At 40.0% G+C, this 21,731-nt stretch carries 19 protein-coding genes, 1 tRNA gene and 2 pseudogenes; 18 read left to right on the plus strand and 4 right to left on the minus strand.

Annotated elements, in window-relative coordinates; all coding sequences use genetic code 11:
• The 3 genes and pseudogenes from CARFE_RS15055 to CARFE_RS0111110 all read right to left on the minus strand — a co-directional run.
• Nucleotides 1-223, minus strand: a pseudogene (locus CARFE_RS15055) (hypothetical protein); the annotation flags it as partial.
• A complete protein-coding gene (locus CARFE_RS0111105; protein WP_028052807.1) occupies nucleotides 220-1,329 on the minus strand; it encodes a DUF917 domain-containing protein in 1,110 nt (369 codons plus the stop codon). The gene CARFE_RS0111105 and the pseudogene CARFE_RS15055, both read right to left, overlap by 4 nt.
• An 8-nt stretch (nucleotides 1,330-1,337) precedes the next feature.
• Nucleotides 1,338-2,906 (minus strand): sigma-54 interaction domain-containing protein, encoded by a 1,569-nt coding sequence (locus tag CARFE_RS0111110; RefSeq protein WP_028052808.1) that lies wholly within the window; start codon nucleotides 2,904-2,906, stop codon nucleotides 1,338-1,340.
• Between the two features lie 243 nt (nucleotides 2,907-3,149).
• Here CARFE_RS0111110 and CARFE_RS0111115 point away from each other — a divergent pair, with 243 nt between their 5' ends.
• From CARFE_RS0111115 to CARFE_RS15745, 10 genes are all read left to right on the plus strand, one after another.
• On the plus strand, nucleotides 3,150-4,475 hold the full coding sequence (locus tag CARFE_RS0111115; RefSeq protein WP_028052809.1) for a purine-cytosine permease family protein: 1,326 nt from the start codon (nucleotides 3,150-3,152) through the stop codon (nucleotides 4,473-4,475).
• A gap of 3 nt (nucleotides 4,476-4,478) precedes the next feature.
• Nucleotides 4,479-5,561, plus strand: a complete 1,083-nt coding sequence (locus CARFE_RS0111120; protein ID WP_028052810.1) for a DUF917 domain-containing protein — start codon at nucleotides 4,479-4,481, stop codon at nucleotides 5,559-5,561.
• A 15-nt stretch (nucleotides 5,562-5,576) separates the two neighbouring features.
• Nucleotides 5,577-7,127: a hydantoinase/oxoprolinase N-terminal domain-containing protein gene (locus tag CARFE_RS0111125; RefSeq protein ID WP_028052811.1), complete on the plus strand. Its 1,551-nt coding sequence runs from the start codon at nucleotides 5,577-5,579 to the stop codon at nucleotides 7,125-7,127.
• Nucleotides 7,128-7,153: 26 nt separating this feature from the next.
• A complete protein-coding gene (locus tag CARFE_RS0111130) occupies nucleotides 7,154-7,882 on the plus strand; it encodes an aspartate/glutamate racemase family protein (RefSeq protein WP_028052812.1) in 729 nt (242 codons plus the stop codon).
• Between the two features lie 229 nt (nucleotides 7,883-8,111).
• Nucleotides 8,112-8,501 (plus strand): 8-oxo-dGTP diphosphatase MutT, encoded by a 390-nt coding sequence (gene mutT / locus CARFE_RS0111135; RefSeq protein WP_028052813.1) that lies wholly within the window; start codon nucleotides 8,112-8,114, stop codon nucleotides 8,499-8,501.
• Nucleotides 8,502-8,628: 127 nt separating this feature from the next.
• Nucleotides 8,629-9,273, plus strand: coding sequence for an adenylate kinase (locus tag CARFE_RS0111140; RefSeq protein ID WP_028052814.1), 645 nt, complete (start codon nucleotides 8,629-8,631; stop codon nucleotides 9,271-9,273).
• Between the two features lie 42 nt (nucleotides 9,274-9,315).
• The gene (locus CARFE_RS0111145; protein WP_028052815.1) at nucleotides 9,316-10,023 is read left to right on the plus strand and encodes a class I SAM-dependent DNA methyltransferase; all 708 of its coding nucleotides are present in this window, start codon (nucleotides 9,316-9,318) and stop codon (nucleotides 10,021-10,023) included.
• Nucleotides 10,013-10,819 carry an MTAP family purine nucleoside phosphorylase gene (locus CARFE_RS0111150; protein WP_028052816.1) on the plus strand — a complete coding sequence of 269 codons (807 nt, stop codon included), beginning with the start codon at nucleotides 10,013-10,015 and terminating at the stop codon, nucleotides 10,817-10,819. Before CARFE_RS0111145 ends, CARFE_RS0111150 begins: the two co-directional genes overlap by 11 nt.
• Nucleotides 10,820-10,915: 96 nt before the next feature.
• Nucleotides 10,916-13,210, plus strand: coding sequence for a protein kinase domain-containing protein (locus tag CARFE_RS15740; RefSeq protein WP_051250296.1), 2,295 nt, complete (start codon nucleotides 10,916-10,918; stop codon nucleotides 13,208-13,210).
• Nucleotides 13,191-14,012 (plus strand): flavodoxin family protein, encoded by an 822-nt coding sequence (locus CARFE_RS15745; RefSeq protein WP_028052817.1) that lies wholly within the window; start codon nucleotides 13,191-13,193, stop codon nucleotides 14,010-14,012. The genes CARFE_RS15740 and CARFE_RS15745 overlap by 20 nt, the downstream gene beginning before the upstream one ends.
• Nucleotides 14,013-14,075: 63 nt before the next feature.
• Here CARFE_RS15745 and CARFE_RS0111165 read toward each other — a convergent pair.
• Nucleotides 14,076-14,151 (minus strand) — tRNA-Trp (locus CARFE_RS0111165).
• A 143-nt stretch (nucleotides 14,152-14,294) separates the two neighbouring features.
• On the opposite strand from CARFE_RS0111165, the gene CARFE_RS0111170 reads away from it, so the two are divergent.
• The 8 genes and pseudogenes from CARFE_RS0111170 to CARFE_RS16865 form a co-directional block, all read left to right on the plus strand.
• Complete coding sequence (locus CARFE_RS0111170) at nucleotides 14,295-15,233, plus strand: D-alanine--D-alanine ligase (protein WP_028052818.1); 939 nt, start codon at nucleotides 14,295-14,297, stop codon at nucleotides 15,231-15,233.
• 9 nt (nucleotides 15,234-15,242) lie between these two features.
• Nucleotides 15,243-16,883 (plus strand): ABC-ATPase domain-containing protein, encoded by a 1,641-nt coding sequence (locus tag CARFE_RS0111175; RefSeq protein WP_028052819.1) that lies wholly within the window; start codon nucleotides 15,243-15,245, stop codon nucleotides 16,881-16,883.
• Between the two features lie 14 nt (nucleotides 16,884-16,897).
• Nucleotides 16,898-17,068: a hypothetical protein gene (locus tag CARFE_RS16210; RefSeq protein WP_154652764.1), complete on the plus strand. Its 171-nt coding sequence runs from the start codon at nucleotides 16,898-16,900 to the stop codon at nucleotides 17,066-17,068.
• A gap of 23 nt (nucleotides 17,069-17,091) precedes the next feature.
• On the plus strand, nucleotides 17,092-18,177 hold the full coding sequence (locus tag CARFE_RS0111185; RefSeq protein WP_028052820.1) for a 6-phosphofructokinase: 1,086 nt from the start codon (nucleotides 17,092-17,094) through the stop codon (nucleotides 18,175-18,177).
• A 148-nt stretch (nucleotides 18,178-18,325) separates the two neighbouring features.
• Nucleotides 18,326-19,471, plus strand: a complete 1,146-nt coding sequence (locus CARFE_RS0111190; protein WP_028052821.1) for an acyl-CoA dehydrogenase — start codon at nucleotides 18,326-18,328, stop codon at nucleotides 19,469-19,471.
• 45 nt (nucleotides 19,472-19,516) lie between these two features.
• Nucleotides 19,517-20,815, plus strand: a complete 1,299-nt coding sequence (locus CARFE_RS0111195) for an acetyl-CoA hydrolase/transferase family protein (RefSeq protein ID WP_028052822.1) — start codon at nucleotides 19,517-19,519, stop codon at nucleotides 20,813-20,815.
• Between the two features lie 29 nt (nucleotides 20,816-20,844).
• Nucleotides 20,845-21,606 carry an electron transfer flavoprotein subunit beta/FixA family protein gene (locus CARFE_RS0111200; RefSeq protein WP_028052394.1) on the plus strand — a complete coding sequence of 254 codons (762 nt, stop codon included), beginning with the start codon at nucleotides 20,845-20,847 and terminating at the stop codon, nucleotides 21,604-21,606.
• Nucleotides 21,607-21,618: 12 nt separating this feature from the next.
• Nucleotides 21,619-21,731, plus strand: a pseudogene (locus CARFE_RS16865) (electron transfer flavoprotein subunit alpha/FixB family protein); the annotation flags it as partial.

The following is a 21,731-nucleotide window of genomic DNA, read 5'->3' on the forward strand; positions in this document are numbered from 1 at the left end:
GAAAAATTGGTTTAAGGTTACTCTGATTTTCTAAAGAAAAGGGAGGAGTAAGGTAAATTTTGCGGACATCCTGCTTTGATAATCCCAAGTGGGTAAGGCAGTTTTGTAATTCAACTAAAAAGCTTTGCGCGGAGAACTTTCCTTCATATAAAAGGTGCCTGCCCGCTCCAGCAATAAGAGTCCCGGATTGACCATTGAAAAGTACTCCCAATACAATTTTCACGAAAATACCTCCTTGTTGCGGTAGTGGTTTGGATATAGCCTTTCCAAGGGCAGGTAGGTAGTGCGGTAGCCGAAGCATTGTGGTCCCACTACATCTAAAGCTTTTTTGATTCTAAGTCTTAGCGGGGCCGGAAGGCCCAGGAGTGCTAAACGCTGTCCTTCATAAATTTCGTTGTTGTTTACCGGCTTAAGTTCATTTAAATCAATTGCTGATATTAAATCAGGTACGCTTGCAGCAACATTACCGTTTTTAAAGGCGAGCAGATTTTCGTATTGAAAAAGAAGTTGCAGTTCTTCGCCTTTCGGTGAAGTTAATGTAGCAGATTTCCATTTTGCCAATTCATAGGTTGATATTTTTTTTACAATTCCCTGGAAAAGCTCAATTACGGGGCCGTAAAAGGAGTTAGAAGTAACTTCCAAGAGCATGGTAATTAACTCCCGGTAATTATCAGCCTGCAGGAAACATTCTCCAATTTCGCGCGCAAAGGTCAATGTGCCAGGAAGCAGAACTCGCTTTAAAACGGAACCGGGGTAAGGAAAGCCTGCAAAGTAGCCAATGCCTCCCTGCTGTCCAATTATCTGGCGAGTATTTAGCTCTAAAAGAAAAGTATCTTGTTTATCAAGAAAATAGTGTAAGTGATAATTGCCATCAATTAGCACTAAAGGTGCTGCCGTTAAGTTTTCAAGGTGATAGGTAGTCATTTGTAGCTCAGGAAAGGCTCGACCCATGCTGTCGCCGTCAACAACGGGTAAGCCGGTTTGCAGTGCCGCTAAAAGGGGATAAAAGATATTAACACCTGCACCTTCAACAATGGTGATCCCTTTAAACTTGACCCCGGTATGTTTTTCTAACTCTTCAATAATGATACCCGCCTCAAATCCGGAGGGCAGGTTTTCTTCACACAATTCCGGCGAACCAAAAAGACCGGTCCCGCAAAAAAAATCATTTTCCGGCAATTCTTCAAGGGATAACAAAGGAATACTGCGGTTTTGCAGTGCTTTTTGCAGCTCGATTGCTAAAAGGTGACTTTTTCCGCCACCGCCGGAACCAAGGAAAATACTACCGTACCAGAGCGGTTCGAGCCATTCACGGGCAATTTCCTGCATCTTTTCACCTACTTTAGACGGTATTTGTTAAGCCAGCGATAGAGAGTTGCTAAACTAACACCCAGTTCTTGAGCAATTAACCTTTTGGCCTGGGTAGAATGGCCGTATTCGGCTAAAAGAATTTCTAAACGCTCCTTTATTTTTCTACTTTCAAGATTTGGGATTCCTGAATTAATAACTTTAGGTTGCGGTGTACTGACCAATGAACCGTTTAGTAAATACTTTGGTAGAAAAGGCGGCGTAATGATGTCGCCTTCACAAAGGGACACGGCGTAGGCAACTACGTTTTTCAACTCCCGGACATTTCCTGGCCAATGATAATTTTTAAGAATCTGTACGGCTTCAGGACTAAAAATTTTAAAAGGTTTATTTTGCTCCAGACAAATATTTTTTAAATAAAAGTCCAAAAGCAAAGGTATGTCATCTCGCCGTTCGCGTAGCGGTGGTATATGAACCGGGAATACATTTAGACGGAAGAAGAGATCTTCCCTGAAAAGTTTTGCATCAATTAATTCTTGTAAATTTTTATTCGTTGCCGCAATAATGCGGATATCGACTGGATAGGAAACAGTAGCTCCAATTCTTTCTACCCGCCTTTCTTCCAAAACCCGGAGAAGTTTTGCCTGTAATTGAATCGGCATATCGCCAATTTCATCAAGGAAGATTGTTCCACCATTTGCAAGCTCAAATTTGCCGGGCTTGCCGCCCCGACGGGCACCGGTAAAAGAACCATCTTCATAACCGAATAGCTCGCTTTCCAGAAGGTTTTCGGGAATTGCTGCGCAGTTTATGGCAATAAAAGGCCGATCTTTCCGCGGACTTAAGTAATGGATATAACGAGCAAAAAGTTCTTTACCCGTACCGCTTTCTCCCTGGAGCAGGACCGTATTGTTAGTTATTGCAATTTGCCTGACAAGTTTTTTGATTTCTAAAAAGCGGGGGTTTTTGCCGGGAATAATAAAAATAGAGTCCTTGGAAAAGTACGAGTCGGTTTCTTCCGGTTGGATTGGTTCTGTTTTCCAAGCCAATATTCCCGCCATCTTGCCGTTTTTTGTAAATGCACGGTAGTAAAAGTTTCCTTCCGTCGTTTCGATCAAACCCTCTGGTTCTCCAGCCTGGTTTAATTTTTCCCAAAGGTCAAAGGTAGAAATTGAAATAGGAGAAGTACTCTGGCTTACGATTACTTGACCTTTGCTGTCAAAAAGAAAAATATTAGTGTCCAACTGGCTTGCCAGGAATTGCAAAGCGTTTTTGACCAATGAATTGTCAACTTCTTGCTCTAAGGCCTGCAAATTTTCTAAAACAATCAAAAGAAATTTAAGAAGTAGAGCAGGTGTTAGAGTCACGTTGTTTTCACGTTTTTTGGGGAATGCTACCCAAAAATCTTCATCTTTAAGTTTAAAGGTTAAGATTAAATTGTATGGGCAAGTAGCTGCTTCCGGGCAATTGGGTGTACAGGGTGTTGACAAAACACGATAACCAACCTGTGGATGTGGTATTAAAGAAAGGCATTTTTTCGGAAGATCGGTAACAAGTCCGAAAATTTCTTTAAGTGCTTCAGTAAAGTCTTTTCTCATCATTTTTTATCACCGCTATATAAAATGAGAAAAATTAATAAAAAATAAGAATACTTAAGAAATTGTAAGAAATATCAGGTATATTTTTATTTTACAATCAAAAAAGACCTATGACAAGGATAGTTTTTCGGGGAAAATAACGAATTTATAGACTGAAATACCGGTAAAATTGTTGGCATAAAACTTGCTAAAAACTTAAACCAGTAATATTTAAAAAATAAATCTACAAGGGAGGATGGCAAGATGGTAAAAGGTGAAGATTATGCCTTAGCAAGAATTCCCATGGAAGAACGGCGACCGATGTGGGAAGTTTTCATGATTCGGTTTGGTGCTGTTGTTACTTTATCGCAGTTTATGTTAGGTGCAGCGCTTGGATATGGTATGACCCTGAAAGATGCTTTGCTTGCTACGGTCCTTGGGTCGGTGCTGCTTGAAATCATTAGTTTTTTAAATGGGGTTGCCGGAGCGTGGGAAGGTCTTTCAACCTCTCTCTTAACCAGGTGGGCCGGCTTTGGGAGGTTAGGATCAAGTTTAATTGGATTAATTGTGGGGATTTCATGTATTGGTTGGTTTGGCATTCAAAATACGATCTTTGCTCAGGGATTAAGTCAAGCGTTTGGTGGGGCAGTAAGTACCAAGATTATGTCGGTAATTACCGGAGTATTAATTACCTTATTAGTTGTATACGGTTATAAAATGTTAAGCTATACAGCTAACATTGCGGTTCCAGGTTTTTTAGTGGCAGTGGGTATTGCTACCTATCATTTATTAAGCAAATATGACCTTAACACGCTGCTAATTTCGCCACCACCTGGCCCAGCTTTGAATTTCGGTGTTGCAGTTACTATGGTTGCCGGTGGCTTTATGGTGGGCGCAGTGGTGACTCCTGACCTATCAAGATACAACCGCAACGCCAAAGATGTTTTTTGGATGACGCTTCTTAGTATTTTTGCCGGAGAACTTTTAATAACTTTTATAGCTGTGTTAATGTCCCATGCGGTAAAAAGTGCTGATGTGATAACTATTATGTTAAATTTAGGTGGCTGGATTTCAGCTGCTTTAGTAATATTTTCAACGATTAAGATTAATGATTTGAACTTATATGCTGCATCGTTAGGAATTGCTAATTTCCTTGATGCTGTTTTTAGAGTGAAAATAAGTAGAGCAGTTTTAACAATTATTATTGGCTTATTAGGAACTTTGGGTTCTGTCTTGGGAATACTGGATAAATTTGTTAACTTTTTAGTTATCCTTGGTATTGCAGTTCCGCCCGTAGGTGGGATTATGGTGGTTGATTACTTTATTTTAAAACGATACAGAAAAGAGCTGGAAGAAAGCCGTGTGTATGGACGTTTGCCCAAGGAAGTTGAAGATTGGAATCCTATTGCTATCGTTAGTTTAGTTTTAGCGTTTTTAGTGGGTTATTTTTACAAAGGGGGCTTAAATCAAGCGTTAAATTCATTAATTGCCGGGATGATTTTCTATTTTGTTTTAATGAAAGTGTATATGGCTTTCTCACCTGCCAAAAATGCAAAATTTATTAAAAAATCAGAGGCTGGGGAGGTATAATTTATGAGCAAAATCGATGTGCAAATGGTTGAAGACATTGCAGTTGGAGCTGCTCTTCTTGGAACCGGGGGAGGGGGAGACCCTTATGTAGGGAAGCTTATGGCCATTCAGGCCCTACAAAAAAATGGTCCAGTAGAACTTATTGGTGTTGATGATGTGCCTGATGATGCCCTGGTTGTCCCCGCAGCCATGATGGGAGCACCAACAGTATTGGTGGAAAAAATACCGTCGGGAAAAGAGATCTTCAGGGCTTTTGACAGCCTGCAAAATTACCTGGGTAAAGAAATCTTTGCGGTTATTCCCATTGAAGCCGGTGGACTTAACTCCATGATTCCAATTACCGTGGCAGCGGAAAAGAAACTTCCACTGGTGGATGTAGATGGGATGGGACGAGCTTTTCCCGAATTACAAATGGTTACTTTTCATTTATATGGTGTTTCGGCCACTCCTATGGTCCTGGCCGACGAAAAGGGGAATTCGTTACTTTTAAATACCATCAATAATTTTTGGACGGAAAGTCTTGCCCGAAATGCCACGGTAGTTATGGGTGGCTCGGTAATGATTGCAATTTATCCAATGTATGGTAGAGATTTGAAACAGGCGGGAATTCGCAATATCGTTACTTACTCGGCAAAAATCGGCCGGGCAATCCGGGAAGCCCGCAAAAATGGCGAAGATCCCATTGAAGCGCTCTTAAAAGCAACCGGCGGTTTTGCCCTCTTCAAAGGAAAAATTTCCGATGTGCAAAGACGGACTACCGGTGGCTTTGTTCGGGGTGAAGCACATATTGACGGAATTGACCAGTATAAAGGGGAAAGTATGATAATTGACTTCCAAAACGAGAATTTAATTGCCCGGCGAAACGGAAAAGTAGTAGCTACAGTTCCTGATTTAATTTGCATCGTGGATGCCCATACAGCAGCGCCTATTACTACTGAAGGTTTACGTTATGGTCAAAGGGTAGTGGTCATCGGTATTCCCTGTGATTCAAAGTGGCGGAGTGAAAAGGGAATTGCAACCGTTGGGCCTCGCTACTTTGGTTACGATGTTGATTATGTACCTATTGAAGAGCTCGTTAAAGGTTAAAGGAGGTCGGAAAAAATGGAATATCGGATAGGCATTGACGTTGGGGGTACCAATACGGACGCGGTACTGGTTGATGAAAATATGAATTTAGTTGAAAGCATCAAAGTGCCAACTACAAAAGATGTTTCCACCGGCATATATGAAGCGTTGCATCGGGTTTTAGAAAAAAGTAAAGTTGACCGGAAAAATATTAAATATGCTATGCTTGGTACTACCCATGCTACTAATGCGATTGTGGAACGCAAACGCCTTTGCAAAACTGCAATTATTCGTATTGGCCGTCCTGCAACGGAAGCGATTGTCCCCTTAGTGGCATGGCCAAAGGATTTAGTTGAGGCGGTAGGAAATCATTACTATTTAATTGCCGGTGGTCATGAATTTGATGGCCGGGAAATCAGTCCCTTGGATGAAGAAGAACTAAGAAAAATTGCCCGGGAAATTAAGGGCAAAGTGGAAAGCGTTGCGGTGGTTTCGGTTTTTTCCCCGGTAAACAACCAGCATGAACTAAGGGCCCGGGAAATACTGCAAGAAGTGCTTGGCGATATTCCAATTTCGCTATCTCATGAAATTGGTTCAATTGGTCTTTTAGAACGGGAAAATGCTACTGTTTTAAATGCTGCTTTAGTTGAAGTGGCTCGGACTACAGCCAATGGATTTAAAGAAGCGTTAGCGCGGGAAGGAGTTACCGATGCCAAAGTATTTCTTTGCCAGAACGATGGTACTTTAATGTCAATTGATTATGCGATGCGGTATCCCATTTTAACCATTGCCTGCGGACCTACTAACAGTATCCGGGGCGCTGCCTTTTTAAGTAACTTAGAAAATGCTTTAGTGCTCGATGTGGGTGGAACTACCAGCGATATCGGTATCATTGCTCAAGGGTTTCCCCGGGAATCTTCAATTGCAGTAGAAATTGGAGGAGTAAGAACGAACTTCAGGATGCCCGACCTGATTTCCATTGGCCTTGGAGGTGGCACGATTATTCGGGAAGAAAACGGTGAGGTGAAAATTGGACCCGATAGCGTTGGCTACCGAATAACCGAAGAAGCATTAGTTTTCGGCGGTAAGACCGTTACCGCTACCGATATAGCCGTACGCCTGGGATTAGCAGAGGTTGGTGATAAAGAAAAAGTAAAGGATTTACCGTTAGAATTTGCTCAAAAAGCCTACCAGAAAATGCAGGAATTGGTTGAAGAAGCGATTGATAAAATAAAAACCAGCAAAGAACCTCAACCGCTCGTTCTTGTTGGGGGAGGCAGCATAATTGTAAGTAATAATATTAATGGTGTAAGCCAGGTTGTGCGTCCGCAAAATTTTGGTGTTGCCAATGCCTTGGGTGCTGCTATTGCTCAGGTTAGCGGTGAAGTGGACCGGATTTATTCATTAAGCGAAATGAGCAGGGATGAGGCTCTAAATAATGCTAAACAGCTGGCAATAAATGAGGCTATTAAAGCTGGAGCTAATCCGGATTCCGTAAATATTGTTCATGTAGAAGATATTCCGCTTGCTTACCTGCCCGGAAATGCGGTAAGAATCCGGGTAAAGGCTGCCGGGGATTTACTTTAAGTTAAAATAAACGGGGGGGATTTTTAATGAAAATTAAGGTAATAATGCCGATTACTTCAGATGTTTTTAATGAGGAAATCAGGGAAGAGTTTAAACATTATGTTGGACCGCATGACAGCTTTGATGTGGAAAATTTAGATTATGGCCCGGCATCCATTGAGAGTGAATTTGACGAAGCTATGGCCATACCGGATATCTTAAATAAGGTTAAAAAAGCCCAGGAAGAGGGCTTTGATGGTGTTATTATTGATTGTTTTGGAGATCCCGGAGTTAACGCTGCCAGGGAATTGGTAGACATTCCGGTTTGCGGTGGCTTTGAGCCGGCAATGCAAATTGCCTTAGGCCTTGGGAAAAACATAGGCATTGTTACAGTATTACCCAATGTTGTTTCCATGCTTCAAGACTTAATAGCCAAAATGGGAATAGAGAAACGGGTAAAATCAATCCGTTATGTTAATATTCCGGTTCTGGATTTGGGAGACAAAAAGAAGTTAGAAGACGCTCTGTTTAATCAAAGCTTAGAAGCGATAAAAAACGACCATGTCCAGGTGGTGGTATTGGGCTGTACAGGAATGATGGGTATGGCTCATAATTTAATGAAGCGGCTAAAAGAGGCTGGCTATGATGTTCCAGTAGTAGATCCAGCCTTTGCAGCAGCGATGATGGTAAAAAATTACGTGTACATGGGATTAAAACACAGCAGGTTAACGTATATGACACCTCCGGTTAAGCCCTATAAGTGGTGGGAGAAGTAAGGAACTTAAACCCTTTTAAGTAGATTAAAAGTCTACTTAAAAGGGTTTTTAGTTTTGTCTTTAATTGCTAAAGATTTGTTGAAGGATTGCTTTCGACCATTGAAAACAAAGTCCCGCAAGGATTTGCGGGGCTTTTTTCTATGTTCATACTTATCCGCTGTTAATTTTGGTAAAGTTATAGTAAAATAAAGAAGCCGGTAAGATCAACGCTGGAGGCAATAAAAATATTATGAAAACGGTTACAGCAGCAATAATAATACACAAGGGGAAAGTCTTAATAACCCGCCGTAAACTTAATGATAAATACCTGCCGGGAAAATGGGAATTTCCCGGGGGAAAAGTTGAACAGGGTGAGACGCCCGAAGATTGTCTTGTTAGGGAAATAAAAGAAGAGTTGGACCTTAACATCAAGATTACCCAATTTTTTGGTGAATCGATTTATGAGTACCCTTTTTTTATAATAAGATTATTAGCTTTTTTAGCCCAGCCAGTTTCAGGGAAAATAAAGCTAAACGATCATGCTGAAGCGCGCTGGGTTGAAATTAAGGATTTAAATTTTTATGATTTTGCGCCGGCAGACTTGCCTTTTGTGGAAAAGTTATTGAAATTAACAACTTAAGTCCTGCCTGGTTTTCAGCGTTTTATGTATAAAGTTTTGCTTATTGACAGTAAAACCTAAAAGATAGTAAAATTAAGTTCAGAGTTAATGGCAATTTATAGAAAATTCTTAAAATGGAGGCGGGAGCGTGAAACTTTTAATCATGGGCCCTCCGGGGGCTGGAAAAGGAACCCAGGCGGAAAAAATTGTTAAAGAGTTTGGTATTACCCATATTTCCACCGGCGATATGTTCCGGGCTGCTTTAAAAAATCAAACGCCCCTGGGATTAAAAGCAAAAGAATATATGGATAAAGGTGAGCTGGTACCCGATGAAATCGTAATTGCTATGGTGGAAGAAAGAATATCAGCACCGGACTGCGCAAAAGGCTTTCTTTTGGACGGTTTTCCCCGTACCATACCTCAGGCGGAAGCTCTGGATAAAAAGCTTTCCGAAATGGGAATAACCTTAGATGGCGTAATCAATATTGAGGTTCCGCGAGAAGAATTAATTGAAAGGTTAACCGGGAGAAGAGTCTGTCGCCAGTGCGGAGCAACCTACCACGTTAAATTCAATCCGCCAAAAGTTGAAGGAGTTTGCGATGCTTGTGGCGGAGAATTATACCAAAGAAGCGATGATTCTTTAGAAACAGTAAGCAACCGTTTGGATGTCTATGAAGCGCAGACTGCACCTTTAAAAGATTATTATGCCAAAACCGGTTTGTTGAAAAATATTGATGGTACAAAATCCATTGAAGAAGTATTCGTTTCAATTAAAAATGCTCTCCAAAAGTAAACTCTCCCTTTTGGGGAGAGTTTTTTTAAAGGAAGGTAAAGTATGCCTTACAGTAAAATTGCCAACTTCTACGATCTTTTGTTAAGTGGAGTTCCCGGCGATTACTGGGTCCAATTAATTGAAGATTTACTAAAACGCTGGAATTATGAAGTGAAAACTATTGCGGAATTAGGCTGTGGTACCGGTGTAATTTTAGAAAAGCTTTCTAAAAAAGGTTATAAATTATATGGAGTGGATATTAGCCCTGAAATGCTTGCCGTTGCCCACAACAAGAAAATAGAAAATACAAACTTGATTTGTCAAGATATCGTAAATTTAGAACTTCCGGAAAAAGTTGATCTAATCTTTGCCTTTCATGATTGTCTTAATTATATAAATTCAAAGGACGATTTATATCAGTGTTTTTCTCAAGTAAAAGATAACTTAAACGAACAGGGCTTATTTTATTTTGACCTTAATCGTTTAGAATGGCTTTTGAATTTAGAAAATATACCTGGCGAACTTCATTTAGATAATTTAGTATTAAATTGGACGGGTAAATTTAACAATAATAAATTTTTTATTAAACTTAGAATTTATAACCAGAATACCGGCGAAGTTTCCTATGAACAGCACGAGCTTTCCCTCTTTTCGCCGGAGGAAGTTTTAAAACTGCTTGCGGACTTAAATTTTTCGGTTTTATCGGTAAACCATACACCTACCAGGAGTTTTTATTCAGCTGTAAAAGGAGGAAGCGGCAATGAATGTTGAAATCGCTTATATCGGTGGCTCCAGTACCCTGGGAATAGGATTTCCGGAAAAGTTTCTACCCCCTGATGTTAAATTTATAAAAGAAGAAACTTTTACAACACCTTATGGTCAATCTCCAAAAATATATTTCTTAGAAATCGGTACAAAAAAAGTAGTTCATGTTAAAATGCACGGCTGGCGTCCTGGTGTTTCCCGCAGAGATGCCTCTCTCCAGGTATTCTGGGTTTTTCAACAGTTGGGAGTAAACAAAATATTTTCTGAAGGCGGGGTAGGGGCTGTAAACCATTTGTTAGAATTAAGGGATTACGTCATTCCTACCGATTACCTTGATTTTACCATGCGTAAAGATGTCCATCTAACTTCTAATTACCTTTTAATTATGAGAAAACCTACCTGCCCGGAAATAAATCGCGCATTATTTGAAAGTGCTAAAACTCATGCCAAAGGCAGAGTTTTTCAGCGCGGAATTTATGCTTGTACCGATGGTCGCCACTTTGAAAGCGTTGCGGAAGTTGCCTTTTTGAAAAATGCCGGAGCAGATGTAATAGGTCAGAGTATGGTCCCGGAAGTTTATCTTGCCCGGGAAATTGGTGCCTGCTACGGCCGAATCGATTTGGTAGTTAATTATGCAGAAGGAATTATTAAAGAGTGGGAACACGAGGAATTAAAAGACATTTATTATAATGATGCTCTCACAAATTTGCAAATAGTTACCGAGGCAATTTTAAATTTTAACCCGCAAAATACCTGCGAATGCCAGGATTTTCGCAAGGAAACATTATTAAAACTTGAATGAAATTTCCATTTCCTCGCAGGCAGGTAAATTTTTATCGTCGTCGAATTTTATAAACAAGCTTGGAAAGCTTGTTATTTTTTTAAGGAGAGGTCTACAATGGGAATAACCATCAAGGAAGTTTCCAGGATATCGGGAGTATTTGGCCAGCAAGGAGAAGAAAAAGTAGCCGAGGTACTAAAAGAGCACCTGCCTGATGGTTATAAAATTATAAATTCTTACCGTTTAAATTATCAAGGTGACAGCTGGGATATTGACCATATTGTCATTGGCCCCAATGGTATTTTTGTTATTGAAACCAAAAACATGCGGGGCCGGGTTTTTGGTGGCGCCATGGGCAACTGGTGGCAGGAAAAGTGGGCAGGAGGGCAAAAAGAAAAAATTAAGATTGGCAATCCTGCAGCTCAGGTAAACCATTATGCCAAACTTGTAAAAGAGTTTTTACGGCTTTATTTCCCTGAGGAAGAAACCAGAATCTTGGTTTACCCTGTAGTTGTCTTTGCTCACGAGGAAGCTGACTTTTCTAAGCTTCGTTTTACCCGTCCTGGCAGAATTGGTAAAACCAAAATACTTAGTTTATATGAACTTCCTGCATTTATTTTAAGCAGGGAAGAGGTTTCTTACGATTCAGATTTTATTGATAAGGCTATAAATTTCTTAATTCCCGAAGATGAACGGGAAAAAACCGGTATGTTTAAAACCGGGCTTTATTACCAAAACCTTCAAGAACAGTTTTCCCGGCGCTATCGGTTAGAAGATCTGATCGGCGAGGGAAATTTCAGCAAGGTTTACTGGGCATACGATAATAAGTTGGACCGGGAAGTAGCGGTTAAAGAAATCACTTTAATTGACCTACCGGTTGATATCAAAGATAAAATTTATAACGAAGCCCAGTTAATGGCAAAAATTAATCATGAAAATATCGTGAAACTTTATGATACCTTTTATTTTGATGACAAAATATATCTGATAATTGAATTGGTGCAGGGGAAAACTTTAATTGAGTATCTTGAAGAAAAGGGTGGAATGCTTTCCGTTAAAAAAGCTGTTAACATAATGATTCAAATTGCCAGAGCCCTTTCTTATATTCACCAGCATAACATTATTCATCGGGATTTAAAACCGGAAAATATCTTAATTTCTACCGACGATATCGTAAAAATAACAGATTTTGGTATAGCTCAACTAAACGAAGAAGAAAAAGAAGAAGGCTTTATCTTGGGTACTCCGGTAGTTATGGCTCCGGAACAAATATTAAAAACGGGGATTGATCAGCGAACAGATATTTTTGCTTTGGGATGTATTTTTTACTATTTATTAACCGGTCATTATCCGTTTTCTGGAACAAATTTTTCCGAATTAAGTTATAACATACTCCATTTTGATCCTGAACCTATTCGGACTTACAATAGTCATTGTAGTTTAGAAATTGAAAAAATTATTTTAAAATGCTTAGAAAAAAATCCCGAAAACCGTTATCAAAAGGTTAGTGAACTACTTCAGGACTTGATTAAATATCAAGAGCAAAAAAACCTTGGTTTATTTTTTAATAAGAAAACTTTTCTAAAAATAGCTTTGGTAGTTTTAGGCATTGCTTTTCTGTATCTTTTTACCTTAGGTACAAGTATGCAAAATCAAGGCAGTGCTCCTATATCCTTAAACGAAATTTTAAATAAAGAGCAAATTACCCTTACCAATGATAATTTCAATCAAGTTTTTGCCAATAATTACCTGGCAGGAGCTAAAGTCAAAATAACAGGAAGGATTCTTGATATAATTGGCGCCCAAAACGGCCGCACCTTGTGTTATTTTTTATTAGAACCGGCTTCGTTAAAGGATAATAAACTAACAATAGCCTTAAATCTTGATCCCTTTTCCATTTTTAATGGCACCAAATATTACCAATTAGAAGGCTTTTTAGCTTATTCTCCTTTAGTTGAAAACGGTGCTGCCAAACCTGTGGTTATTGTGGAAAGATATAAACCTCTTGAGCCGTGGCATCTTTTTGACCCTCCAATTAAAACAGTAGAAGTTAAGCAAACCTTAAAACGAAAAGATAAAGAAATTATCTTTGAAAAAATTGAATTTGGTAAAAACGAAACCAGGCTCTTTATTACATTAAAAAATCTTTCCAGTCATCCGGTGAGTTTTAATTTATTAGAACCCAGAGCTAGTCAAAAAGATCGCTTTTACGTAGAGGCATTGTATCAAAACCGGGATTATCCAAAACTAAAAGACCAATTAGGACCGAACGAAATTGTCAGGGGAATTATTGTGCTGGAAAAAATGGATTACCAAATTAAAGAGGCAGTATTCTTTCTCGGCCTGACTATGGCTGGAGAAGAACCATATATTTTTCATGTGAGGTGGGGAGATGAAAATACTGGGAATTAGTTTTTCCGCCAGGGATAAGGGTAATACCGACATCCTGGTCAATACGGCGCTTCGGGGGGCAGCGTCGGCAGGTGCGTCTATTGAATTTCTTAAAGCCAAAGATTTAAACATCGAGTACTGCCGGGGATGTTTAAGTTGCATTTACAAAGGAAAATGTCCGATAGACGATGACCTTTATAAGTTTATTGAAACAGTCAAAAGCGCTAATGGCATAGTAGCTGGTGCTCCAACCTATCTTTTTGGTCCTACCGGAAAAGTAAAAACAATGATTGACCGCTGTCTAACGATTTCTCCTTTTTTAGAAGAAATGGACCCTGAAAAAAGGCTGGGAATAACCATCAGCGTCGCTGGCAACCCTTTATGGAATCCCATGGGCAGTGAAATCTTAAATCAATTTATTTTAAGTTACGGTTTTAGTCTTTATGATTTTCTTGCCGGTTACGCTCCCGGACCGGGAGAAGTTTTATTAAATGATGAATTGTTGGAAAATTCCTACCGGCTTGGCAAAGAGTTGGTTTTAGCACTAAGAAAAGAAATAGAGCCCCCGAAAGCCAAGGAAAATCAGTGTCCTTACTGTAAAAGTAGGTTAATTAAATTTGAAGATTCAAAAATTTACTGTGCCCTTTGTCTGGCTCCGGCAGAACTTCGTGACGGTAAGTTAGTTTTTGCTGAAAATTATGAACCCTTTTGGACCAAAAATCATCGAATAAATCATATTAACGATTGGATTATACCTTCAAGGGATCGTTTTTTAACCAAAATTAAAGATATAAAAGAAAAAGCAAAACAGTTCAATCTTTAATAAATTTACACCACCAAACTTTAAAAAACAGAAAAACCTCGCTCATGCGAGGTTTATTTTTTATGGCAGGGGAGACAGGACTCGAACCCGCAGCCCTCGGTTTTGGAGACCGATGCTCTACCAATTGAGCTACTCCCCTTTAACAATTGCAAGATTATTATAAGAAAAAAAAATAACATCGTCAAGAAGAAGTTTGCGGGTAGAAATTTATTCCTGTATGTTATACGATTATAGTGTAACAAATAAAATATATTTATAAAACATTTTTTTGGAGGTAAAAAAATGAAAATTGGCGTCATTTGTGGCGGGCTTTCTTCCGAAAGAGAGGTTTCTTTGCGTACCGGCGACGCAATTTTTAGAGCTTTATTAAAAAAGGGGTACAACGTTGTAAAAATTGATATGGACAGAAATATTGCCGAAACATTAAAAAAGGAAAATATCGATTTTGCCTTTATCGCCCTTCACGGGAAGTACGGGGAAGACGGGGCCATCCAGGGGCTACTTGAAATTATGGATATCCCCTATACTGGCTCTGGAATACTTGCCAGCAGTTTAGCAATTGATAAAATAATGACAAAGAAAATTTTAAAAGCCGAGGGAATTCCGACACCTGACTATATTTCTTTTAACTTTGACGAAAACCCCAATCTTGAAGCTATCAGTTCTGAAATACTGCAAACATTGAAACTTCCCGTGGTAATAAAAGCTCCCCGAGAAGGTTCAACTATTGGCATTGAGTTTGTTTTTAGTGAGCAAGAGCTACCGAAAGCTATTAAAAAAGTTTTAGAAATAGATAAACAGCTTTTGGTTGAAGAATTTATTGAAGGGGTAGAAGTTACCGCTTCGGTATTGGGCAATTCTAATCCCGTTGTTTTACCCTTAATTGAGATTGTTAGCAAGACTCGTTTTTACGATTATGAAGCTAAATATACCCCCGGATTAAGTGAACATATCATACCTCCAAGAATATCTCCGGAATTAAGTCAAAAAGTTACTGAATTCGCCCGAAAAACGTACAAAGCTTTAGGTTGTCGCGGTTTTGCGCGAGTGGATTTTATGATTGATGTAAGAAAAAATGAAGCCTATGTCTTGGAAGTAAATACCATTCCGGGAATGACCGCCACCAGTTTATTTCCCGACGCGGCAAAAGCTCAAGGTATAAGCTTTGAGGACCTGGTGGAAAAAATACTTATGCTCGGATTAGAGGGGAGGCATAAATAAAGAAATAGTATGAACAAATTATTTAAAATAATCTCGGAAATTGACAGGCTCGGCTATAAAGCTTATTCTCGCCTTAAAGGCAGTTACACTTTTCCGCAATTTTCGTTAAGTTTTCTTAAAATTCAAGGAGACCCCTTTGCACCTCCAAGTATTGTGAGAATAACTTTAAAAGAAGAACAGCACAAATACCCGAAACAGTATTTAAAAAAGGAACTCGAAGTTCCATTGGGCGATTTTATTCTGGAACGCTTCTCTAAAGGATTATCCCAACTACCCAAAATCCACGGTTCGGGAAATAGCGGAGTAATCTTCGTTAATACCAACGGCCAGCAGCTTTTAAAGCGATCAAGTTTCAACCTTGATGGAACTGATATCGAATTAAATTTTTATTTCGGTTTACCTGCTAACGGCAGAAAAATCAACGCTAAAGCTTTAACCCAAATGCTTTACGCACTCAAAGATATCGTGGAAAATTATGTGATATTTAAACCTGCTTATGATGACAACCTTAGAAAGCAAATAAATCTTTTCATAGATCAGGAATACCTTCGTTCCTTTTTAAAAGAAAAAGGTTATATAGCCTTTATTGCCAATGGAGCTATCCTTCCCCGGGCTTCCGGACAATCGGAAAAACCATTAAAAAACGCCGTTCCCTTTAAATCTCCTGAAAGCTTAAGCATTACCGTAGATTTACCTAATTCCGGACCAATTTCGGGCATGGCTATTCCCAAAGGTGTTACGGTGATAATCGGTGGCGGTTTTCATGGCAAATCAACCCTTTTAAAAGCACTGGAAAAAGGTATATATAACCACCGTTTTGGCGACGGCAGGGAATTTGTCATAACCGATAATACTGCGGTAAAAGTTAGGGCAGAAGACGGCAGGATAATTAATAACGTAGACATTTCCCCCTTTATCAACAACCTTCCCCAGGGGATAGATACTAAATGTTTTTCAACCTTAAATGCCAGCGGAAGTACTTCCCAAGCTGCCAATGTAATGGAAGCCATTGAAGCGGGAGCTAAAGTATTATTATTTGACGAAGATGTTAGCGCAACCAATTTTCTTTTAAGAGACAAGCTCATGGAAAAGTTAGTCGTTAAAGAACCCATCACGCCGTTTTTAAAAATGTGTAGAAATCTTTATAAGGATTTAGATGTTTCTTCAATTATAGTAGTTGGCAGTCTTTCGGATTATCTTAAAATCGCCGATCGCGTAATTTTAATGGAAGAATATATACCACACGATGTAACTGCCAAGGTTCACTCCATTACCGGTTTTGAGTCAAATACGACGAACATAAATCTTTCCGTTAAGTCGCGAAAAATCAAAAAATGGAATAAGTCTTTTACTAAAATTAAGGCCAAAGACCAGTTTACCCTTTATTTAGATAAAGATTTATACATAAACCTTCGCTATCTTGAACAGCTTTGTGATTACGGACAAGCTAACTTTTTAGCAAAATTTATTATGTTTTTAAGCGAAAAGAAAATAACCGGAGAATTGAAAGATATAGTTTATAGCTTTTGGCAGGAAATTTACTCCCAGGGTTTTAAAATACTTGGGGTAGAGCCAAATCTGGCCCTGCCGAGATGGCAAGAAATGGCTTTTATTATAAATAGAATCCCCGATATTTTTATTACATATTAAGGAGAGTGAAAAAGATGGAGTTCACGTGTATAATTTGCGGGAAAAAAATTACCATCGATTTAATTATCGATGAAGACGATGACCTGGTGGTTAAGCCATCAAATTTGCAAATCTGCGAACTCTGCAAAAAAAAGTTAAAAAAGGAAGCGGAAGATAGCAGTAAACCGGTAAAACCCATAGGTTAATTACAAAGAAGGAGGGATACAAAATGGCAGTGGGTATTTTAACCGGTGGCGGTGATTGCCCGGGCTTAAATGCAGTAATTCGGGCTTTAGTGAAAACTCTTCAACAAAAGCTTCCCGAAGAGAAAATAATCGGTTTTTTAGACGGTTTTCGCGGGGCAATTGAAAACCGAAGTGTGCCTCTAACAACGAAAGACGTGGTAGGTTTACTCCCTAAAGGCGGAACGATTCTGGGCACTTCCAACCGGGATAATCCTTTTAAATTTCCCATATCTGTTAACGGCACCTTAGAATTTCACGATGTTAGCGATACTGTAATCGAAAATTTACACAAAAACAATATTGAGGTGTTATTTGTCATTGGGGGTGATGGTTCTCTTTCTATTGCCCACGAACTCTCCCAAAAGGGTGTAAAGGTTATAGGAATCCCAAAAACTATAGATAATGACCTGGATGCTACCGATTTTACCTTTGGCTTTGACAGTGCGGTAAGGACCGCAACCAAAGCTCTTGATATGCTTCACACCACAGCTGAATCCCACCACCGGATCATGGTTTTAGAGGTTATGGGACGGTATGCCGGCTGGATTGCCTTATATTCGGGACTGGCCGGAGGTGCAGATGTTATTTTAATCCCCGAAATTCCCTTTAACTGGGATGCTGTTTGCCGAAAAATTCAGCAAAGAAAAGCCGAAGGAAAGCATTTTTCCATCGTGGTGGTTGCTGAAGGAGCCTATCCCGAAGGTGGGGAAAGGGTAATTGCAAGATATGTTAAGGAAAGTACCGATCCGGCCCGTTTGGGGGGAATTGGCCAGGTAGTAGCTGACCATTTAAGCCGCTGTACGGGCTTGGAAAGCAGGGTAACGGTTTTAGGTCACCTGCAAAGGGGTGGAGGTCCTACACCCTTTGACCGCATCCTGGCAACTCGCTTTGGGGTTGCTGCAGTAAATACATGGCTTCAGGGTAATTATAATGTCATGGTTGCCTTTTTAGGGGGAAGGGTAACTACGGTGCCTTTAAGCGAAGGAATAAAAAAATTAAAATTAGTTCCCGTTGATTCAGAATTAATTGTAACCGCTAAAGCAATAGGTATAAGTTTTGGAGATGAATGATTGATATGTAAATAAATGTTTACAATACGTAAACATTTGTATACGGTAGTTATTTAATTTTTTCTTATTTTAATTGGTTTTTAAATGGCATTAATTTTGCTAAAAATTTTAATTGCAAGAAAATTAATATTTTAAGGAGGGGGTTATTGTGGATTTTCGGTTATCGGAAGAACATGAATTATTACGGCAAACGGTAAGAGATTTTGCCGAAAAAGAAGTAGCACCTTCAGCAGCCGAAAGGGACGAACAAGAAAGATTTGATCGGGAAATCTTTAAGAAAATGGCCGAATTGGGATTAACAGGCATTCCCTGGCCGGAAGAATACGGTGGGGCCGGCATGGATTACATTGCTTATGCCATAGCAGTAGAAGAACTTTCCCGGGTTTGCGCCTCCACTGGAGTAACGTTATCCGCCCATGTCTCTTTAGGTAGTTTCCCCATTTATAAATACGGTACGGAAGAACAAAAGCAAAAATATTTAAAACCACTGGCTTTGGGAGAAAAACTTGGTGCTTTTGGTCTCACCGAGCCTTCTGCCGGTAGCGATGCCGGTTCCCTAAAAACTACTGCTGTCCGGGATGGCGATTATTACATTTTAAACGGGTCAAAAATTTTCATAACGAATGGCGGGGAAGCGGAAATCTACGTAGTTTTTGCCACTGTTGATAGATCTAAAGGACACAGAGGAATTTCCGCTTTTATTGTTGAAAAAGGTACCCCGGGATTTTCTTTCGGTAAGAAAGAAAAGAAGTTAGGCATTCGTTCCTCTCCAACGGTGGAGTTAGTATTTGAAAACTGCAGAATTCCCAAAGAAAATCTTTTAGGAGAGGAAGGTCAGGGGTTTAAAATTGCCTTATCTACTTTAGATGGCGGACGCATTGGTATTGCTGCTCAGGCTGTAGGTATAGCCCAGGGAGCTTACGAAGCTGCAGTGAAATATGCCAAGGAAAGAACCCAGTTTGGTAAGCCCATAGCTGAATTTCAAGGAGTAAGTTTTGTTTTAGCGGATATGGCGACTAAAATCCAGGCTGCAAGGTTGTTAGTTTATCATGCTGCCTGGCTTGAATCAAACAATCTGCCCTATGGTAAAGCAGCGGCAATGGCCAAACTTTTTGCTTCGGAAACGGCAATGGAAGTAACTACCAAAGCCGTGCAAATTTTTGGAGGTTATGGTTATACCCGTGAATATCCTGTAGAACGAATGATGAGAGATGCTAAAATCACCGAAATTTATGAAGGTACCAGTGAAGTGCAAAGAATAGTCATTTCTTCGTATATCTTAAAGGAGTTTTAATTGGTATAATAATCCTGTATAAAACTAAAGCAGAGGAGGAGCCTAATGCCAGCAACACCTTCAGCAGAATACCAAAAAAAACTGGTAGATGTGGACCACGCCCTTTCTTTGATAAAAGATAACGATAATATTGTGGTTTCCCTTGGTGCAGCAGAACCATTACTTCTTTTGGAAGGTTTAGGCAAAAAAGCTTTGGAATTAAAAGGAGTTAAAGTTTACCAAATACTGCCCATCCATTCTCCATCTTACTTAAAACCAGAGCTGAGCGATAACATAAAGCACATATCATTTTTCGCTGGCAAACCGGTCCGGGAGTTAATACATCAGGGGTATGCCGAGGCAGTTCCTTGTCACTTTCATGATGTTCCCCGAATTATTCAGGATTATTTGGATGTCGATGTTTTTATGACAACGGTTTCGCCCATGGATGAACATGGTTTTTTTAGCCTGGGAACATCGGTGGATTATTCGCTGGCCGCTCTTAAAAAAGCCAAAAAAGTAATAGTTGAAGTAAATCCGAATATGCCAAGGACTTTGGGACAAGGAATAGTGCATATTTCCGAAATAGATTTTTTAATTGAAAGCAAGCGAGAGCTTCCCGAACTTCCTTCGGAAGATCTCAAACCGGAAGATTACCGGATAGGTGAGTTTATTGCTGAACTGGTGGAAGATGAATCAACTCTGCAGTTGGGAATTGGTGCTATACCCAACGCAGTTGCAAAACTCTTATTAAACAAACGCGACTTGGGCATTCATACCGAGATGATTACCGACAGCATGGTCGATTTAGTAGAAGCGGGTGTGGTTACAGGACGGGCTAAAACACTTCATCCTTATAAAATAATTGGTACCTTTGCCTTTGGTTCCAAAAAACTTTATAAGTTTTTAAATAACAACCCAATGGTTGAAATGCACCCTGTTTCGTATACCAATAATCCATGGGTGATTGGTCAAAACAAAAAAATGGTTTCCATCAATACAACAATAGAAATTGATTTATGGGGGCAATGTGCATCCGAAAGTATAGGCACAAAAATTTACAGCGGTAGCGGCGGTCAGGCAGACTTTGCCCGTGGGGTTTTGTATTCTCCCGGGGGTAAAGGTATAATTGCCCTTTATTCTACGGCAAAAGACGGACAGATTTCCAAAATTGTTCCCACATTAAAACCGGGAGCTATAGTTACCAATTCCAAAAACGATGTTGATTATGTTGTAACGGAATTTGGTGTAGCTAAACTTCGGGGAAAGACCTACAGAGAAAGAGCTAAAGCACTAATAAACATAGCCCATCCCGATTTCAGAGACGAACTTAAGTTTCAAGCAAAAAAGTTAAATATATTGTAATTAATTCTTTCAGGGGGGGATTTAACTTTATGAAATTAGTAGTTCTTTTAAAGCAAACCTTTGACACCGAAGCCAAGATAGTATTAAAGGACGGGAAAATTGACGACAGCGGGGTAACCTTAATCATTAACCCCTACGACGAATTTGCAGTAGAAGAAGCACTAAGGATTAAGGAAAAACTTGGGCAGGGGGAGGTAGTGGTAGTATCGGCGGGGAGTGATAGGGCCCAGGAAGCGTTACGGCAGGCCTTAGCCATGGGAGCCGACCGGGCGGTACTGGTCAAAACCGACGGCCTGCAGTTAGATGAAAGCGTGGTAGCCGAAGTACTGGCGAAAGTGCTGCAGCAAATGGAATACGACCTTATTTTAGCCGGCTGGCGGGCCATTGACGACAGTTCCGCCCAGGTAGGGGTACGGGTAGCCGAGATTTTAGGCTTACCACAAATCAACCTTGTCACCAAATTAGAAGTAGAGGAAGGCAAGATTACCGGCCACCGGGAAATCGAAGGTGGCACCGAAGTGGTAGAAGTACCCCTGCCGGCCCTTGTCACCGCCCAGCGGGGGTTAAATGAACCGCGGTATCCTTCCATGAAAGGCATCATGCAGGCCAAGAAAAAAGAATTAAAGGTCATAAACGCCGCGGACCTGGGGTTAAACGCCACGCCCAAGGTAGAGATAAAAGAAATCTTTCTTCCCAAAGGCAAGCAGGCGGGGAAAATCTTCACCGATGAGCCGGCGGTAGCGGTAGCCAAGTTAGTTAAAGCCTTACGGGAAGAAGCCAAGGTAATATAGGGGGTGGAGCTAATGGGTAAAGTATGGGTAGTAGCAGAGCAAAGGGAAGGTAAGTTAAAGAAAGTAACCTTTGAGATGGTAACTTTAGCCCGGCAAATAGGGGGAGAGGTTGAAGGGGTAGTAAT

Source organism: Carboxydothermus ferrireducens DSM 11255 (assembly GCF_000427565.1).
Lineage (GTDB): Bacteria > Bacillota > Z-2901 > Carboxydothermales > Carboxydothermaceae > Carboxydothermus > Carboxydothermus hydrogenoformans.

Excerpts from the sequence above, each read along its gene's own strand:
- CARFE_RS0111105 (WP_028052807.1), bottom strand. The coding sequence starts at position 1,329 with ATGCAGGAAATTGCCCGTGAATGGCTCGAACCGCTCTGGTACGGTAGT.
- CARFE_RS0111110 (WP_028052808.1), bottom strand. The coding sequence starts at position 2,906 with ATGAGAAAAGACTTTACTGAAGCACTTAAAGAAATTTTCGGACTTGTT.
- CARFE_RS0111115 (WP_028052809.1), top strand. The coding sequence starts at position 3,150 with ATGGTAAAAGGTGAAGATTATGCCTTAGCAAGAATTCCCATGGAAGAA.
- CARFE_RS0111120 (WP_028052810.1), top strand. The coding sequence starts at position 4,479 with ATGAGCAAAATCGATGTGCAAATGGTTGAAGACATTGCAGTTGGAGCT.
- CARFE_RS0111125 (WP_028052811.1), top strand. The coding sequence starts at position 5,577 with ATGGAATATCGGATAGGCATTGACGTTGGGGGTACCAATACGGACGCG.
- CARFE_RS0111130 (WP_028052812.1), top strand. The coding sequence starts at position 7,154 with ATGAAAATTAAGGTAATAATGCCGATTACTTCAGATGTTTTTAATGAG.
- mutT (WP_028052813.1), top strand. The coding sequence starts at position 8,112 with ATGAAAACGGTTACAGCAGCAATAATAATACACAAGGGGAAAGTCTTA.
- CARFE_RS0111145 (WP_028052815.1), top strand. The coding sequence starts at position 9,316 with ATGCCTTACAGTAAAATTGCCAACTTCTACGATCTTTTGTTAAGTGGA.
- CARFE_RS0111150 (WP_028052816.1), top strand. The coding sequence starts at position 10,013 with ATGAATGTTGAAATCGCTTATATCGGTGGCTCCAGTACCCTGGGAATA.
- CARFE_RS15740 (WP_051250296.1), top strand. The coding sequence starts at position 10,916 with ATGGGAATAACCATCAAGGAAGTTTCCAGGATATCGGGAGTATTTGGC.
- CARFE_RS15745 (WP_028052817.1), top strand. The coding sequence starts at position 13,191 with ATGAAAATACTGGGAATTAGTTTTTCCGCCAGGGATAAGGGTAATACC.
- CARFE_RS0111170 (WP_028052818.1), top strand. The coding sequence starts at position 14,295 with ATGAAAATTGGCGTCATTTGTGGCGGGCTTTCTTCCGAAAGAGAGGTT.
- CARFE_RS0111175 (WP_028052819.1), top strand. The coding sequence starts at position 15,243 with ATGAACAAATTATTTAAAATAATCTCGGAAATTGACAGGCTCGGCTAT.
- CARFE_RS16210 (WP_154652764.1), top strand. The coding sequence starts at position 16,898 with ATGGAGTTCACGTGTATAATTTGCGGGAAAAAAATTACCATCGATTTA.
- CARFE_RS0111185 (WP_028052820.1), top strand. The coding sequence starts at position 17,092 with ATGGCAGTGGGTATTTTAACCGGTGGCGGTGATTGCCCGGGCTTAAAT.
- CARFE_RS0111195 (WP_028052822.1), top strand. The coding sequence starts at position 19,517 with ATGCCAGCAACACCTTCAGCAGAATACCAAAAAAAACTGGTAGATGTG.
- CARFE_RS0111200 (WP_028052394.1), top strand. The coding sequence starts at position 20,845 with ATGAAATTAGTAGTTCTTTTAAAGCAAACCTTTGACACCGAAGCCAAG.